Annotated in this window: 13 protein-coding genes and 1 tRNA gene; 3 read left to right on the forward strand and 11 right to left on the reverse strand. The window is 69.6% G+C overall.

What is annotated here, in order from left to right:
* Positions 1-308: 308 nt before the first annotated feature.
* Positions 309-384, reverse strand: a tRNA-Arg gene (locus ABZ570_RS09575).
* Positions 385-1,215: 831 nt separating this feature from the next.
* Here ABZ570_RS09575 and ABZ570_RS09580 point away from each other — a divergent pair.
* Positions 1,216-2,676 (forward strand): amidase family protein, encoded by a 1,461-nt coding sequence (locus ABZ570_RS09580; RefSeq protein WP_358059510.1) that lies wholly within the window; start codon positions 1,216-1,218, stop codon positions 2,674-2,676.
* Between the two features lie 251 nt (positions 2,677-2,927).
* Here ABZ570_RS09580 and ABZ570_RS09585 read toward each other — a convergent pair whose 3' ends face one another.
* The 3 genes from ABZ570_RS09585 to ABZ570_RS09595 form a co-directional block, all read right to left on the reverse strand.
* A complete protein-coding gene (locus ABZ570_RS09585; RefSeq protein WP_358059513.1) occupies positions 2,928-3,248 on the reverse strand; it encodes a helix-turn-helix domain-containing protein in 321 nt (106 codons plus the stop codon).
* A gap of 531 nt (positions 3,249-3,779) precedes the next feature.
* Complete coding sequence (locus ABZ570_RS09590; RefSeq protein ID WP_358059516.1) at positions 3,780-4,091, reverse strand: helix-turn-helix transcriptional regulator; 312 nt, start codon at positions 4,089-4,091, stop codon at positions 3,780-3,782.
* Between the two features lie 273 nt (positions 4,092-4,364).
* A complete protein-coding gene (locus ABZ570_RS09595; RefSeq protein ID WP_358059519.1) occupies positions 4,365-6,308 on the reverse strand; it encodes a BTAD domain-containing putative transcriptional regulator in 1,944 nt (647 codons plus the stop codon).
* Between the two features lie 103 nt (positions 6,309-6,411).
* Here ABZ570_RS09595 and ABZ570_RS09600 point away from each other — a divergent pair, with 103 nt between their 5' ends.
* Positions 6,412-7,290 (forward strand): alpha/beta hydrolase, encoded by an 879-nt coding sequence (locus ABZ570_RS09600; protein ID WP_358059522.1) that lies wholly within the window; start codon positions 6,412-6,414, stop codon positions 7,288-7,290.
* A gap of 487 nt (positions 7,291-7,777) precedes the next feature.
* On the forward strand, positions 7,778-9,082 hold the full coding sequence (locus tag ABZ570_RS09605) for an MFS transporter (protein WP_358059525.1): 1,305 nt from the start codon (positions 7,778-7,780) through the stop codon (positions 9,080-9,082).
* Between the two features lie 29 nt (positions 9,083-9,111).
* Here the strand turns inward: ABZ570_RS09605 and ABZ570_RS09610 are convergent, their stop codons facing one another.
* From ABZ570_RS09610 to ABZ570_RS09640, 7 genes are all read right to left on the reverse strand, one after another.
* Complete coding sequence (locus ABZ570_RS09610) at positions 9,112-9,627, reverse strand: SUKH-4 family immunity protein (RefSeq protein ID WP_358059528.1); 516 nt, start codon at positions 9,625-9,627, stop codon at positions 9,112-9,114.
* A 48-nt stretch (positions 9,628-9,675) separates the two neighbouring features.
* Positions 9,676-10,305: a hypothetical protein gene (locus ABZ570_RS09615; protein WP_358059531.1), complete on the reverse strand. Its 630-nt coding sequence runs from the start codon at positions 10,303-10,305 to the stop codon at positions 9,676-9,678.
* Positions 10,302-10,883, reverse strand: a complete 582-nt coding sequence (locus tag ABZ570_RS09620) for a hypothetical protein (RefSeq protein WP_358059534.1) — start codon at positions 10,881-10,883, stop codon at positions 10,302-10,304. The genes ABZ570_RS09615 and ABZ570_RS09620 overlap by 4 nt, the downstream gene beginning before the upstream one ends.
* Complete coding sequence (locus ABZ570_RS09625) at positions 10,876-11,370, reverse strand: hypothetical protein (protein WP_358059538.1); 495 nt, start codon at positions 11,368-11,370, stop codon at positions 10,876-10,878. The genes ABZ570_RS09620 and ABZ570_RS09625 overlap by 8 nt, the downstream gene beginning before the upstream one ends.
* 36 nt (positions 11,371-11,406) lie before the next feature.
* Positions 11,407-11,733: a hypothetical protein gene (locus ABZ570_RS09630; RefSeq protein WP_358059541.1), complete on the reverse strand. Its 327-nt coding sequence runs from the start codon at positions 11,731-11,733 to the stop codon at positions 11,407-11,409.
* A 2-nt stretch (positions 11,734-11,735) separates the two neighbouring features.
* Entirely contained in the window at positions 11,736-12,134 is a 399-nt protein-coding gene (locus tag ABZ570_RS09635; protein ID WP_358059544.1) for a YbaB/EbfC family nucleoid-associated protein, read from the reverse strand.
* Between the two features lie 343 nt (positions 12,135-12,477).
* A complete protein-coding gene (locus ABZ570_RS09640; protein WP_358059547.1) occupies positions 12,478-16,818 on the reverse strand; it encodes an ExeM/NucH family extracellular endonuclease in 4,341 nt (1,446 codons plus the stop codon).
* Positions 16,819-16,962: the final 144 nt, after the last annotated feature.

Raw genomic sequence — 16,962 nt, forward strand, 5'->3', positions numbered from 1 at the left:
AGAAAACGAAGACTTCGAATAACCCGAGGCCACGCCGCACAGGTTAAAGATCAAGTTAGAGCGACGAGCTGCCCATCCGGTTGTCGGATCACCCAGTGTCTGAACCACCCGCCGGTGACGGCTTCGTTCCAGAGTCGTTCGATGGCCTTGGCGTACGCCGCGGCTTCCTCGTCGCGGTGGGTCGTCTCGCCGACGCCAGCTGAGGCGCTCAGCACCTGGACGCGAGCCGGGCGAAGGTGGTGTGGCGAGACGATCGGGCACAGAAGCCCCGGAATACGGAGCAATGATCGTCGGTCAGGGGTCTGACCTGGTGCCCCCGGCAGGATTCGAACCTGCGACACACGGTTTAGGAAACCGTTGCTCTATCCCCTGAGCTACGAGGGCGCGAGCGCTCAGTGTAGCGACCTGCGCGTTGACCCGGGGTGGCAGGGAGTGGCCCGCGTTGACCTGCGTTATCCCGGCCGGCTGGCCCGGGCGATGACCACACGTGGACCACACGGGGCGCGTCCGCAGTCATGATCGTTGATCCCGGTTGACCCGCAGTGGCACGGGTTGCCCTACCGTGGCACCGGCTGGAGAGCACGCACCACGCACATCATAAAGATATGCCCAGCTCAGGGGCACTTCGAGGAGCGGATTTTCCGCCCGCCTCGTGGCCGAATCTCGGCATCCGACATCAGCTGCGGCGACGCGGAGTCGGGCAGGCAGCGGCGCCGCCAGGCCAAGTGACCGCCGCCGTGGCCGTGTTCACCTGTACGGTAGTGGAACCGCTGGTCAGAGCGGCTCTGTGGCCGCCGTGACCAGCTCATAGCGGCAGGGTGCCCGCTGGCAAGCCCGCCCCCCTGGCCCCGCCTCACGCAAGCGGTTGCGGTCCCGCCCAACACGCTCGTCACCTGGCCGAGGAGCGCACTCGACTGCCTGCCGCTGCGCTGTCGTTGCTCGACCAGGATCACCGGTGCGCCGAGGAGTGTTACGCGGTCCTGGTCGGCAGGTGGAGCGGGTCAGCGAAACCACGCTTTTGTCGTTTTTTGAGGTGCTTATGATGGGCGGGCGGGAATGGACTTGGACCGCGACGGCGGCGAGTACGCCGGTTCCGGGCACTGCGCGAGGCGGGGTTGAACACGCCGGGGTCGCCCGGCAGCCCATGGAGAAGCGCCCTGTCGATCGAGGCGCCGGAGCAGTATGTCGCCGATAAGCGATCGTCGGAGGTTCCCGATGACGAAAGAAGGTAGGGCCGTCAGCGACGCCGAGGAGCTGTGTTGGAAGCCCGCGGTGGAGCTGTCAGCCATGGTACGGGCCAAGGGCCTTTCACCCAGCGAGATCGCCGAGGCGTTCATCGACCGCATCGACAAGGTCAACCCCGACCTCAACGCGTTCGTACACCACGATCCGGAGCAGATCAGGTCGGACGCGAAGCAGCTGACCGACGCGGCCGCCCGGGGTGAGTACCTCGGCCCTCTGCACGGCGTCCCGTACGCGATCAAGCTGCTGACATCGATGAAGGGGTTGCCGTACAACTCGGGCATGCCGCCCTTCCGCGACCGGGTGGGAGAGGTCGACGCCACCGTGGTCACCCGGATGCGGCAGGCGGGCGGGCTGTTCCTCGGTAAGACAAACGCGTCGGAGGGCGGCTACTACGGTGGGACAGACAACCACCTGTACGGTCCCACCCACAACGCGTGGAGACAGGGCCTGTCGCCGGGCGGGTCCAGCGGCGGCTCCGCGGCGGCGGTGGCGTCGGGGCTGGCCCCGATCGCCGAGGGTGCTGACGGGGCCGGGTCGGTGCGGATCCCGTCGGCCTTCAACGGCGTCGTCGGATTCAAGCCGTCCCTCGGCCTGGCACCGCAGACGTTGCTGCCCTCGAGATACGCCACCTGGTGTTTCCACGGGTCGATCGCGCGGACCGTCGCCGATGCCGCTCTCATGCTGGACGTCATCGCCGGCGAGGACACCAGCGACCCGCTCTCCCTGCCCGACCGTCCGGGCCGGTTCGTCGATGTCCTCGATCAGCCGATCGAGGGGCTGCGGGTCGGGTGGTCACCCGACCTGGGCTACGCCGATGTCGATCCGGAGATCGTCGCCGTCTGCGAGCGCGCGGTGCGGGCGTTCGCCGATCTCGGCGCCACTGTCGAGGAAGCCGACCCGGGCTGGGCGAACCCGGAGCAGGCCATGTGGGAGAGCGTCTGGGTGCCCGGATTCGCCTGCGAGGTGGACATGGCCGACTGGGAGTCGCTCCATGGCCAGGTCGACGACGGCTTCATCGAACTCATGCGGCAGGCTCGGGAGCTGCCGGTCGCGCAGTTCGGTCGCGCCGACGCCGCGCGCGGTCTCATGTGGGACCAGTTTGCCGCGTTCATGCGGCGCTTCGACGTGCTGGTCAGCCCGACGCTGGCGAGGCCGCCGTTCCCGGTGGGGCAGTTCTGTCCGGACGACCTGCGGGGGGAGTCCCTACGGCACCGGGTGCTCGGCTGGTTGCTGACCTACCCGTACAACATGCTCGCCACCCCCGCCATCACGGTGCCCGCCGGGTTCACCGAATCGGGCCTCCCGGTGGGGCTGCAGATCGGCGGCGGCCTGCACGCCGACGCACTCGTCCTGAATGTGGCCGCGCAGTTCGAGCGGGCGCGTCCGTGGCACGACAAGCGCCCGGCCCGCAACGAGACGGCCCGCAGCTGAGTCTCGAAAGCGGACGTTAACGGCCCATGCCGGGGAGGCTGCCGACGATCGGCGCGAGTGGGTGTTGGGAGTCATCAGGCACGGAGGCGAGGCGACGCCTCGGACCTCGGTCTCGCACCGCAACCCGGCCGGCGGCCGGGACGGGAAGAGGTCCGACGAGCAGGAGTACGGGCTGCCAGGGCCGGGGTGGTTCGCACTGGCGGGCCAGCCGACTCACCGCACGTCGACGACCTCACCCGAAAGTGGTCCGGTCAGTCGCGTTGCCGCGTCCCATGCTGCTGGTTCTGGTTCTGTCGCAGAGCTTCCTCGAGTTGGTCTTCGAGGATGATGATCCGGCAGGCCGCCTCCAGGGCGGTGCCCTGGTCGACCATCTCGCGGGCCCGGGCTGCCAGGCGCAGCTGGTAGCGGGAGTAGCGGCGGTGCCCACCGGCAGAGCGGTGCGGGTTGATCAGTTTCGCCTCGTCCAGGCGGCGCAGGAAGTCCTGCGTGGTGCCGAGCATCTCCGCGGCCTGGCCGATGGTGTAGGCCGGGTAGTTCTCGTCGCCGAACATGTCCTCGGGGTTTTGCCCCATGTCACCTCCACGTCGAGGGCCCCGGCGCGCAAGCGCCGGGGCCCAGGGTTACGGGTCAGAACACCATCTACCGACAGGAGCGTCGGCTTGTCGTATCCGCACCAGCCGCACGTGGCGGCTTCGGGTGCGAGGATCGCATAAGCGTGACCGGAGACCACCTCTCGTTCGATGGAAACTGCGGTGTCCGCCCGGCCTGGATTGACGGCCGACGGCGGGCGATCCAACGGTGTACGCCCTCCCTTTCCTCTTCTTTCCTTTGCTGACGTGCGGTCCACCGGTGTCGGAGCCCACGCGACTTCATGGCCCCGTACACGTACGGCGAACCTCAGGTGGAGCCCTGAAGACGCTTTGGCTCCACCTGCGGTGCCCCGTCGCGCGTCACGTCGGGGCTGACGTGCTTCTACTGCCGTTCGAGAGAAACGGTGAAACCTGCTCCCGTTTCCCGCCGCCCGTCGTGACCTCACGGCCGGGCGGTCCGTCTGGGTCTTGATAGTTCTCTTCTCTCGACCTGAGGAAGAGTATCCCGCACCATCAAGGATGTCTAGCCGTTCCAGCATAGATTTTCTGGTTGGACGCCCGTAGGCCCGGCGGCCAGCCAGAGGACACGAGGAGTCTCGGCCGCAACCGCCGTTGCGCGCGTCGTTCCTGCAGGATCGTGTCGGAGCGCGTCCAGAACGCACGGTCGAGGTACTGGTGGCCGGTCTCGGTGTTCGCCACGGAGCTGCGGCCATACTGCACGAGCCGGGCGAAACTGTGCTGGGTGTGACCGGCGGCCTTACGCAACTGTGCGAGCCGGCGGCCGAGGTCACGCCGGGCAGCCTTGATCTCGTGACTGTCGGCCATCGCTGCTACTCCCCATCGCCTACGGACGCTGCGGTCACGATGCGCTTCGACCATAGCTGCCGCTTGTGACCGTCCGGGTCGCCCGAAGCCGCAATGTCGGGGTGCGTACGGGCGGGCCCGGCCGGTGGTGCCGGCGGAGAATGCGCAGGTCACCAGGGTTGTCGCCGGGGCCGAGCTGCCGGGATCAGCAGCTGAGGCGGGTCGGCCCAGAACGGTGTCAAAGTTTTGTCGGAGTTTGGTGTCGGCATCTGCTGACAAATGCTGGCGGGACGCTCACACGAGTTGGTCGAGATAGTGTGCGACCGGGCCGATGGTGAGCATGCCGCTGCCCGCGCCGGCCAACTCCTTCGCGGCTGGGGCGAGTTCGCTCTTGGCGCGTTGCATCATGACCCGGTCGTTGAGCGCGATGGCGGCTTGGGCAGTGAGGCACCAGAGTGCTTCAAAGAGCAGGTCGCGTGGCGGGCCGGGGGTGCGCCGCAGCGCCGCGGCAGCGTCGGTCGGCCGGCCGCGCGCCAGCAGGACAAGCGGGCGCGCCCACGCAGCGTAGGGGCCCCAGTCGGTGCCGTCGTCGAAGTCGGTCGGCAGCCCGCGCCACACTCGCAGGCACAACAGGGCCAGCGGTAGGAGGCCCCGCTCGACGCCCGGCATGCCGGTGCCCGTGAGCTTGGCCGCTGCGTCCCGGTAGGCGGCCTCTGCGTCCTGCGCCGGTGCCCCGGTCGCGGCGCGGCGCAAGGCTCGGTACCAGTGGGTGAACACGCCCACGAGAGGGCTCTCGTGCCGCTCGGCGAGCTGCTCTGCGGCGGCGGCGTGCCGGTCGGCGGTGGGGAAGTCCGCGAGGGCGCTGCGGGCCTGGACTCGGATCAGGTGTCCGAGGATCTCGAACGTCACCAGGCCGTGCCGGGTGGAGAGCGCGACAAGCTCGCTGCCGATCCTGTCTCGCTCGGGGGCGAGGCCCGCGCGGTGGAAGGTCTGCATGAACGCGCCGTTGAGGGCGTGGGCGAGCAGCGCGGGGTCGCCCAGGCGGCGGGCGATCGCTTCCGCTTCCCGGGCCGCCTCGGGTCCGCGCGCCGCCCGGGTGCCGCGTGACTCGACGGCGATCGTGGCCAGCAGGCGGGCCCGGGTTGCGTCGGGCGAGCCGGGGCGGAGGGTCGCGAGCGCCCGCTCGGCCGCCGCCACGATCCGCGCCGCCTGCTCCGCGTCATCAGAGCGGGTCCAGATCGCGGGTACGTCGTAGCCCCCGATCACTCGGGCCGTCAGTTCGGGATCGCCCAGCTGCTCGGCCGCGGCAATGGCCGCGACCCGCTGTTCCCGGGCCGCCTCCAGCCCGGTCGGCCCGGTCACCGCGAGGCTCCGCAGCAGCCCGACCGTCGACTCGAGCCGCGCCCGGGAGCGGGCCGTGACGGTACGGTCGAATGCCGCCGCGGCGTCCGCCCACACCCGTTCCGGGCCCGGCCCGCCCTGGCCCACCTCGTCGGCCTGCCGAAGGATGTCGATCTCCAGGCGACGTAGCCGCGGACCCGGATCGACACCGAGCTGTTCCACGAGCAGGCCGCGCGCTCGGCGCAGCACCGCGAGAGCGTCCCCCTGGCGGCCCGCGCGGTACAGGGCCAGGGCCAGCAGCCGCCACGCCTCCTCCCGCCACGGATGCTCGGCCACGTGGGCGTCGAGATCCGGTACGACGTCGGCGGTCCGCCCGACCGTCAGGAGCGCCTCGGCCCGCAGCTCGATCGCATTCAGCCGTAGCTGTTCGAGCCGGGAGCGCTCGGCGCGCGCCCACGGCTCGTCCTCGAAGCCGGCGTACGCGGGCCCGCGCCACCAGCGCAGCGCCCGATCCAGGCGTTCGAGCGACTCATGGGCCGAGGCGTGGGAGGCGGCGATGACCTCGTCCTCGAACCGCCAGGCGTCGACCGCGTCCGGCGCCACCCGCAGCGCGTACCCCGGCCCCTCGGTGATCAGCAGCCGGGCCGGCTCCCGTGGTGGCCGCTGCGGCTCCAGCGCCCGCCGCAACGCCGCGACGAACGTGCGCACGGCGCTGACCGCGCCGGTCGGGGGCTCCGCCCACAGATCGTCGACGAGGCGGCTGACCGGGACGATCCGGCCGCGTGCGACGACCAGCCGTGCCAGCACTGCCCGGTGTCTGGGCCCTTTCACGTCGATCGGCACGCCGGCAGCGTCCCAGGCGACCACCGGCCCGAGAACACCGAACGTGACCTGCACCTGTCGCCGCCCTTCCGCGCCTCGGCTCAACGTATCGCGCTCATCGGTTACTCATCCGCAGCCGGCACGCTGGACCAGCCCACGAGATGAGGAAGGTATGACCATGACATCTGACATTCCCGGCTTCGACTACCAGCGCGTGGTGGTCGACGAGGACGTGACGCTGAACGTGGCGGTGGGCGGCTCCGGCAGCCCGGTCGTGCTGTTGCACGGCTTCCCCCAGACCCACCTGATGTGGCGGCATGTCGCCGTCGACCTCGCCGTCGACCACACCGTGATCTGCCCCGACCTTCGCGGCTACGGAGCCAGCGACAAGCCCGCCGCGCGCGACGCCGGCACGTACGCGAAGCGGACGATGGCGGCCGACATCGTCACCCTCGCCCGCAAGCTCGGCCACGAACGCTTCGCGCTCGCGGGGCACGACCGTGGTGCTCTCGTCGCCATCCGCGCCGGTCTCGACCACCCGGACACGATCACCCACCTGGCCGCGCTCGACGTTCTGCCGACTCTGGACATGTGGGACATCCTGCACGGAGCGAGCGCCTCGGTCGCATTCCACCTCTACCTGATGGCTCAATCGCCCGGCCTGCCCGAGCAGATGATCAGTGCCAGCGCAGACGCCTTCTTCGGCTACTTCCTCGACCTGTGGGCCCACGACCCGCAGGCCATCCCGGCCGACGTGCGTGCCGAGTACCTGAGCGCCTCGCGCGCGGCCATCCCCTCGATCGTCGCCGACTACCGCGCCTCGGCCGGCATCGACATCGAACATGACCGGGCCGACCGGGCCGCCGGGAACAAGCTGGCCATGCCGGTCACCGTCATCCAGCAGGACTGGGGAGCGGCGCTGGGATACGACGCCGTCGCACTGTGGCGCGCGTGGGCCTCGAACCTGGAACACCGCACCACTTCAGCAGGGCACTTCATGGCGGAGGAAGCGCCCACCGAGATCACCGAGACGCTGCGGTCCCTGCTCAAGCGGTAGCGCGTGCCCGCCGCGAAGATTCCGGCGGCATCGGCCGACACGCTCAACGCCAGCACGACGTTCGCCTCGGGCACCTGCGCCTTCGCCTTCCGGCCGAGCCGCTGTCGACCGTCAGCGCCAGGGTGACCGGCGAGGTGCCGGAGGGCGTCACGTACGCGTCCCCGGGCGCGCCGTCGACTTCCGTCGCGTCCCCGCCGCGGGCGACCGTGATCGCCGGCGGTCGCCTGTCCACCAGGTCCCACCCGCACCCCTCTCGTCCCCACCAAGGACGACGGGTGCAGCCCGAAGGTTGACCAACGGGTCCCCGGTCGGTGCTGGACCTTTCCCCTGGGTCAGGGCCCAGCATCGTCGACGCCGGCCAGCGCCGGCAGGAGTCGACCGGAGGGGCAGGGGTATGCGACCGTCGACGACAGCGGCCGGTACTGGTGGCAGCGCCGGTGGCGGAACCGGCGACGCCGCCAGGGGACGAAGGCTGGGCGCCTACCTGGTGGACAGACGACCGCTGGCGATCCCGGCGTACCGGCGGCTGTGGATCGCGTCGGTGATCGCCGCGGTGGGTGGTTCGTTCAGCGCGCTGGCCGTTCCCACGCAGCTGTTCACGCTGACCGGCTCGTCCGCGGCCGTGGGCGTATCGGCGGTGGTGTCGCTGGTCGCGCTGGTGGTTTCGGCGTTGTGCGGTGGCGTCCTCGCTGACGCCATGGATCGGCGCTGGCTACTAGTGGCCGCCAACGGCGCGTTGGCCCTGACGTACGCCGGGCTGTGGGTGCAGGCGGCGCTGGACCTGCGGTCGGTGCTGGTGTTGCTGGCACTGGTCGCCTGCCAGGGCCTCAGCTACGGGGCGATCATGGCGGCGATGGGCGCGGCCGTGCCCCGCGTGGTGCCGGCCGACCTGCTGGCCGCCGCGAACGGATTGAGCTCGCTGGTCCGGTACAGCGGGTCGGTCGTCGGCCCGCTGCTGGCCGGGGCGCTGATCCCGGTGGTCGGGCTCGACACCTTGTACCTGTCGGACACGCTGGCGCTGCTGGTCGTCGCGTGGTCGGTGTTCCGGCTGCCGCCGCTCCCACCACAACCACCCGCGCCCGCGCCGACGCCGGTATCGCCGGTGGGGAGGCCCTTCTCGGTTGGCCGCAGCGTGGCGGCCCGCCGGTCGATGCTCGGCCAGTTGCTGGACGGCTTCCGTTACCTCTTCTCCCGTCGGCTGCTGGTGGCGCTGATCGGGGTCGACCTCGCCGCGATGGTGTTCGGGGCGCCGTGGGCGCTCTATCCGGAGTTGGCCCAGCGCGAATTCGAAGGCCCGGTCGGGGGCGGTCTCCAGCTTGGCGTTCTCTACGCCAGCTACCCGGCGGGCGTGTTCGCGGTCGGATTGGTGTCGGGCGTGTTCACCCGGGCCCGGCGGCACGGTGCGCTGATGGCGTCCGCCGCCCTCGTCTGGGGTGCGACGGTGGTGCTGTTGGGTCTGGCGCCCCAGCTGTGGCTCGCCGCCGCCGCGCTGCTGGCGGGCGGGGGTGTGAACTTCGTGCTCAGCACCTTTCGCCGGTCCATCAGCCAGGCGAACACCGACGACGCGCTACGCGGCCGTATCGAGGGCTCGATGACCGTTGTCACGGTGGGTGGGCCACAGATCGCGAACGTCGTGCACGGCGTCGCGGGAGCGGCCTGGGGAGCACGCTGGGCGATCTCAGTGGGCGGGGTGCTGACCATCCTCGCCGTCGCGGGCATCATCCGGGCCGTGCCGCACCTGTGGGAGTACGACGCCTCGCAGCCCGCCGAGCCGCGTCCCTGTTCGGGGTGAACCGGGCGGCCCGGAAACGGGGGTTCTGGTCAGTGGAGCTGTCTGAGTACCAGGGGCCACCAGGCGTCGGCGGCGAAGGCCGCGGGGTCGATGCCGCGCAGGGTGCTGGCCAGCACGGCAGCGCGTTCGGCCCGGCCGGCCTTCCCCTCGTCGGCCTCGACGAAGAGGGCGAACTGGTAGAGGAACTCGACGAAGCAGCGGAAGTTGGAGTTGACCGCCTGCACGTCCTGGACTTCGAGGTCGAACTGGAGGATCTCCCCGGTCTTGGGGTCGAGCACGTAGAGCAGGTCCGGGTTGTCCGCGACCGCGCCGACCACGATCAAGCGGATGTCGAGGGAGCCGTCCTCGGTGCTGAGCTGGATGGTGTCGAAGAGTTCGATCTCGCCTTCCAGGTAGGCGGTGTAGACCACCTCGACCTCGAACGGGATCTCGTCTCCGGCGGGTAGCGTGTGCGCGGGGAAGCCCAGGTCAAGCCAGGCTTGCCGGGGGTAGGGGACCAGGTCGTCCTCGTCCCACAGTGCGCGGAACCGGGGATCAGCTGCCATGGCGGTGCCCTCGCAGGTGTGTGCTGGCGGGTCGTCGAGTCGTCGGGCTCATGAGGCGAGGCCGGCCGTCACGAGCAGCCGCCGCCACGTGTCGCTGTATTCGCCCGCGCCCCTGCCCTTGGGGATCCGGTGCGAGGCGGCGTCGGCCCCCAGGACGGTTTCCACGAGTTCCGGATAGTCCGCACCGAGGACCCAGTCGTTGAAGAAGCTGGCCGCGTCCCCCGCGAATTCCTGGACGACGACGTCCTCGCCGGAATGGTAATAATCCGCGAGGTCATCGCCATCGATGTAGTAGACGTAGCCTTCCGCGACGTCGACGGAGACCTGACGGCCGGCGGGGCCCATCTCTTCGAGCAATTCCGCCGGAATGCCTCGTATCCCGTAACCGATGGCCAGAGCCTCCCCGAGGGGCGACTCTGAGGACACCGGCGACCGCCCCTCCCAGGATGCTCTGCCGCCGATTTCCTCGGGCTGCAGAAAGCAGAAGTAATTGCCTTGCAGCCGGCGGAAGATACTGAACACTTCGGTGACGCCCGCGGGCAGCCCCGGAATGGGTTCCAAGCCCTGCGCCTCTTCGATGACAACGCCGAACCCGTGCTCCGCCTCGACGCGCCTGAGCAGCTCTATCTTTTCCCGAATCTCCGCGAGGGTGCCCGCGAGTTCGTTGCCGTCGGTCACGGGATCACCCTTATCGTCACTGGGTGGCCTTCCGGAACATCGCGTAGCTGGGTGCTGATGTCGGAGCCCATCATGCGGTTGGTGTACGTGTCCTTCAGTCGAAGGTTATAGTACTCGTCGGGCCCGTCAAGTTGCAGCTCGTGTATGTGGTCGGGGTCCAACCCCTTACCGGGCCCCACGTTGCCCTTGCCGGCATGCAGTCGCCACAGGGTCTCTTTCACATCGTGCCCCTGCCGCCTTTTGCGTTCCAGTTTCCTGATCATCCGCTCACGGTAGATCTGGCTCTTCGTACGCAGCTCGCCGGTCCTTCGGTCGCGAATCCTCGGTCGCTCCGACTTGGCCTTCTTGAGCTTCCCCTGCTGGCTGAGTCGCTGCAGATCCCTCGCCTTGCGGTCGAAGTCCTTCTTGTCGAAGTCGGGCGGTCTCCGCAGGACCAGCTTCGCCGGCTCTTTCGGCACCATCCCGTTGGTCTTGGCGGTGCGGAAGACGTCAGCGTTTTCCAGTACCGCGGACACGATCCGACCGCCGCCGGCCTGAGTGGACCGTTTCGGTGCCGTACGTTGCTTGCCCTTACCCATTGAGCACCGCGTCGACGGCCATACCGATGAGCTGGTCGATGATGATGCCGGTGATCATCTTGAAGATGGGAATCTCGGCCAGTGAAGCACCGAAGGTGGCCACCGCTGTGGCCACCGCTTGGGCGATCTGAATCGCCAGCAGGATCAACTGCACGATCACTTGGATCTTCAACACCAGGATCACCCCGGCGGCGACCATCAACCCGATGCTGACGATGTGCGACGGCGTGACGGCGTCGGCGATGTTGCGCCCCGCGGACTCGGCGTCGGCCCACTCGTCGGCGAACGCGGCGATGCTGGCGCCCTTGTGGTTCGCGACGATCGTGGCCGCTGCGGAGTTGAGGTGTTCGACCGAACCACCGATCCTGTCGGCCATCCCGGTCCACTCGCCAGCAAGTTCGAACAGCTTGGTCTCGTCGGACTCCGGCCAGTCGTAACCGAGCATCGACAGCAGGGACGCCAGTTCCGCAGGGAGAGTCAAACCCACCGGGAGCTCCTTCCTCCTACCTGCCGGCGACGGCGATCAGCCGCCGAGCGAGCCGAAAATCCGCCGGAAGCTCGCCGCCGCCGCATCCTCGACACGCTGGAAGCGCTCCGCCATTTCGTGCAGGCCATCGACATAGCTCTCCAACTCCGTGACGTTGGTGCTGAAGCACTCCGTGGCCGCGTCCACGCAGGCCTGGTGGGCGACGCCCAGCAGCATGCCGATCTCGTCGCCCCCGAAGGCATCGGCGTAGTTGGCCGCCATGGCCTGGAAGCCCTCGAAGGTCTCCCGGACGGCCTCCTTCGCCCGCTCAAGCTCGTCAGCACTTTGGCGCAGCGAATCGACGTCGACATCGAGCGGGTCCACGGTCACCTCCCGTGGAGCTTGCGCATGACGTCACTGACGCTCGTGGTGAGCACCCGCATCTGCCGCAGGCCCTCGTCCTGCAGGCGCTCGACGGTGGCGGTGAGCGCCGCGAGGTCCGGGACAGGCTCATCGGTACGCGCGACGGCGCCACGCTCGTCGAGCGCGGCGTTCACCGCGACCTGAAGCTCCGCTGCCAGGTACTGGACACCGTCCCGCAGCACGGTCGGGTTGATCTCGAGGGAGCTGATGCGCCCGTCCGTGCCGAGCGTGACCACGATCCGACCCGCCGCAGCCTCCGTCACGATCTCTGTGGGTTCGTGAGCGTGCGACGCTTCGGCAACCTCGCGCAGAGCGGCCCGCGCATCCCTGAGTTGCCGATCCAAGCCGTCCTCGTCGAACACGTCGCCTCCCCGTCGACATGCGGCCTCACGCCACCGCCGGCAAACCGTGCCACAGGCGGCCACCCGCCCGCGTACGCACCCGACCGTCCACACGGTATCGGCCGTGCCAGCAGGGGTCGATTGTACCGAAGGCGGCCTACCCGAAGCCCCCGTCGCAGTCCGCAGCGGCCCGGTTGGCTCCATGTCGGACAGTGGCCCACCGCGCATCGGCGCTGACCAGGATCGTGATCCTGCTCGGCCACCGCTGACCGGACGCCACCCGGCCGACCGGTGGGCACGGCAGAAAAGGATCCGCGGCCGGAGCCTGGTCGGCTCCGGCCGCGGACCGGGAATCACGTGCGGACTACAACCGTGCGCACTGACCCGACGCCGGGCCCTTCACGGTGTTCGGCCGGCTCTCGTTCACCGGCGCCGGAGTGTTACCGGAGCAGGCCAGCGGCCCGCCGACGGTGTTCGCGGCGACGACCACCGGCTCGCTGCCGGTGTTGCCGTTGACGGTGATCGGACCACCGACGGTGACCGAGTCGATCCGTACCCCACCGGTGCTGTTGGTGATCGACACCGGGCCGTTCACCTTGCCCTGGCTGATCTTCAGACCACCGGTCGCGCCGGACACCGTGACCGGGCCGGACACCGTCGCGCCGGAGATCTCGAACAGCACCGGGCGGGTGGCGTACACGGGGCCGCTGATGGTGCCGCCGGTGACGACCAGCGAGGCGCCCGGGTTGACCGTGACCGGGCCGGCGATGACGGCGTTCTCCAGGCAGACCAGGCCCGCGCTGACCACCAGCGGCTTGCTGTACTTGCCGGTGATCGTCGTGGTGCACTGCGGCCCGGCCTGGCCGATCGTCGACCGCGGCTGGGTGTCCGCGGTGACCGGCGAGTTCGCCGCCAGGTAGCTCACCAGCATGGTGAGGTCGTTGTCGCCGGTGGTCGCCGGGTTCGTGCCCCGGCCGAGGGTGGCGAAGTTGTCACCACCGGCGGCGAGGAACGAGTTCACCGTGACCCGGTACGTGCCCGACGGGTCGAGCGGCGTGCCGTTGAGCTTCACCGAGGTGATCCGCGAGTCCTTGGGCGCCTCGGGGTTGTAGGTGTAGCTGAAGCCCTTCGAGACACCCAGCCACAGCACCGGACGGGACGCCCCGTCGGGCTGCCACTGCTCCTCCAGCACCTGCTTGATCTGGGTGCCGGTGTAGCTCTTGGTGACCACGTCGTTGGCGAACGGCTGGACGGCGAAGGCGTCGGCGTAGGTCACCGTGCCGTCGGTCCGGTACAGCAGGTCGGACCGCAGGCCGCCCGGGTTCATGAACGCGATCTGCGCCCCGCCCCGGCCGGCGTCCTTGGTGCCGGCGAGCTGCACGTCGGCGATGAAGTTGCCGAGCGCCGACTCCTTGCCCCGGTCCTCGTTGCCGTTGGTGTAGGCCCGCCTGATGTCCGCGGTGATCGAACCGAGCTTCTGCTTGCCCAGCTCGGTCGCCTTGACCTTGGCGGCGGCCACGATGTCGGCCACCGTCGGGTCCTGCGGCGCGCCGACCACGTCGACCAGCTGCGCGTCGGCCGCGGTCACCGAACCCGTGTTCGGGTCGAAGGTGAGGTTGACCTTGCCCAGCCGCAGGCCGTAGTCCTCGGCCTGCACCACCGGACGCAGCTTGTCCGACCCGGGGACCGGGAGCTTGAACGCGTACGGCTGGTGGGTGTGGCCGCTGAAGATCGCGTCGATGGTGGCGTCGACCCGGGTGAACTTGCCGAAGACCGGGTCGTTGGCCAGCGCCTCGGCGGAGGTGATGTTCTCCGTCGCGGCGCCCTCGTGCGCGAGCAGCACCACCACGTCGGCCTCGCCGTTGTCCTGGTTGCCGTCCTTGAGCTGGCGGGCCACCAGGTTGGCCTCGGCCACCGGGTCGCGGAAGGTCAGGCCGGCGATGCCGTCCGGGCTGACCAGCGACGCGGTCTGCTCGGTCACCACGCCGACGAAGCCGACCCGGACACCACCGATGGTGTTGACCGAGTACGCCGGCAGCACCCGGGTGTCGCCGCGGTAGACGTTGGCGCCCAGGTACGGGAAGTCGGCGCGGTCCGACACCCGGCCGGTGAGGTCGCCGATGCCCTTGTCGAACTCGTGGTTGCCCACCGCCGAGGCGACCAGGCCGGCCGCGTTCAGCGCGTCGATCGTCGGGGTGTCCCCGTCGATCGCCGAGACGAAGGTGGACGCGCCGATGTTGTCACCCGCGGAAATGAACGCGGTGTTCGGGTTCTGCGCCCGCAGCTGGCCGACCAGGCCGGCGAGCTGAGCGGCGCCGCCGACCGGCTGACCACCCACGGTGGCCGGGGACTCCAGCCGGCCGTGGAAGTCGTTGATGCCGAGCAGCTGCAGGTTGACCGGCTTCGCGCTGGTGCTGATGCCCACCACGACCGGGTTGTGGTCGCTGGCCCGGTACGGGGTCGGCTCGTAGAAGGCCGCCAGCCCGTCGTACTGGAAGGCGAACGACTCGACCGCATTGATCTGCCAGACGTCGAACCCGGTGATCCGCGACGCCAGCGACGGCGAGGCGAGGGCGTGGTCGAGCGAGCCGGACTCGCCACCGAAGACGTAGGTGGCCTTGCCGGTGTTGTTGAGATCCTTGTACTTGGCCTGGTAGAGGACCTGCATCGGGTCCTCCTGGGTGTAGGCGTTGAAGTCACCCAGCAGGAGCACGTCCTCGCTGCCGCTGTCGGCCTTGACCCGGTCGACGAAGGCGGTCAGTGCCTTGGCCTGCCGGATCCGGTCGCCGTTCCAGCTGCCCTGACCGTCACCGGCGTCGGCGTTGTCGCCGGTGCCCGTGCCGCCCTTGGACTTGAGGTGGTTGACGACCACGGTGAAGGAGATCTTCCCCGCGGTGAAGGTCTGCGCGATCGGCTCGCGGGCGTTGAACCAGACGGTCTCGTCGTTCACCGACCGGCCCGGACCCTTGGGCTGGACCTTGGCCGGCTTGAAGATGATCGCCGTGGTGATGAAGTCCTGCTCGGCGGGGCTGGGCAGCTCGGCCGGGGTGCGGACGTAGTCCCAGGTGCCCGCGCCGTCCTTGGCGTTGAGCGCGTTGACCAGCCGCTTCAGCGCCTGCTGCGGGTCGCTGGAGTTGAAGCGGACCGAGTTCTCGATCTCCTCGAGGCCGACCACGTCCGCGCCCAGGGCGCTGATCGCCGCGACGATCTTCGCCTCCTGCTTGGCCAGCGCGGCCTCGTTCGCCGCGCCGCGGGCGTCGCCGCCGAAGTGCACGAAGTAGTTGAGGACGTTGAAGCTGGCCACCCGCACATCCCCACCGACGTTCTCCGGTGCCGGGGTACGCGGGTTGGTCGCCTTGAAGGTGGTGCGGTCGACCGTCGGGGTGTCCGCGCTGACCGGGTTGGCCGGCTGCAGGCGCCACTCGTTGAAGCCGTACGAGAGCACGACCGGCCCGAACGCCTCGACCGAGTCGCCGACCCGCAGCGGGTTCTCCTTCGACAGGTACGGCGGCAGCAGCCCGGCGGTGGACAGGTTGGTCGTCTTGCCGTCGTCGAGCAGGACCCGGCGCAGCTTGTTGTCGGCGATCACCTGCTTGGCGGCGTCCGAGCCCGGACGGGCGACGTCGGTCGCGTTCGGGGCCGGGCGGTCACCGGCGGCGAGCACGACCTCGCCGTACCGGTTGGTGTTGTACACCTCGGAGACCGTGTACTGGCCGACCGGCGCCACCAGCATCGACTCGACCGACTCGCGGGCGTCGTCGGTCAGCGGCAGGCTCACCGGGACCGGGGCGGGCAGGGTCGCGCCGTGCGCGCAGATCTGCACGTCGGTCTTGGCGGCGATGCTCAGCTGGGTGAGGCCGTTGAACTCGCTCGGGGTGCCGCTGACCCGTACCCGGTCGCCGATCGCGACGGACGGGTGGTTGGCGGTGTTCGTGGTGAGGTAGACGAAGATGGCGTCGGAGGCGGTGCCGGCGGCCACCGGGCGGTCGCCACCGCTGCCAGCGGTCTGCAGGTAGATGCCGTTGTAGCCACCGGTGCGGTGGTCGGCGGTCACCACGCCCTCGACGGTGACCCGGGTACCCGCCAGCGGCGTCGCGCTGCCGGTGCCCTGGATCTCGGCGATCGTGCGGTCGACGGTCACGGTGCAGCCGGTGCCCGGGTCCGGGTCCGGACCGGGGCCGGGGTCGCCGCCGCCGTTACGGACGCCGAAGGTGTTCGGCGCCGGGGAGTTCCACTTGCCGTTGATCTTCTGCAGTGAGTGGCCGGCCGGGGTGGTGGAGGTCTCCTCGACCCCGATGTCGATGCCGGTCATCCCGTTGGCCGGGCCGCCGATCGCGGTGAGCGTCCCCTCGTAGGTGAGGAACTCCGTCACCGAGCCGGTGGGCGAGACCAGCGCGACGCCGTCCGGGGAACCGTTCTGGATGCCGTCGGTCGGGTAGTTCGCGACCACCACACCGGCTGCGGGCACCGCGCCGCTCAGCGTCCGGGTGTTGTAGGCGGCGCCGTTCGCTCCGTTGTAGAGAACGATCTGCCAGCCGGTCAGGTCGAAGCCGGCGGGCGCCTCGATCTCGATCGCCTCGCCGATGTCGGTGCCGGCGTTGTCGTAGTGAATCTCGCTGATGAACGGGTTCGCCGCCGTTTCGGCGGCGAGGGCGGGAACACCGCTGGTCAGGACGAGGGCACCGCTTGTGACGAGTATGCCCAACGCACTGACTGGGTGCCTGTTTCGGAGCTTCAAAGCTGCGCCTCCGATATGGGGATGGACTGGTGGAACCTAAACCCAATTGGTGTCTTCGCAGGAGCCGCCAGATGTACGGAGCAGGTTGGCCTGTCGGCCGGATTGCAACGT

The organism is Micromonospora sp. NPDC007271, from assembly GCF_040634005.1.
Lineage (GTDB): Bacteria > Actinomycetota > Actinomycetes > Mycobacteriales > Micromonosporaceae > Micromonospora.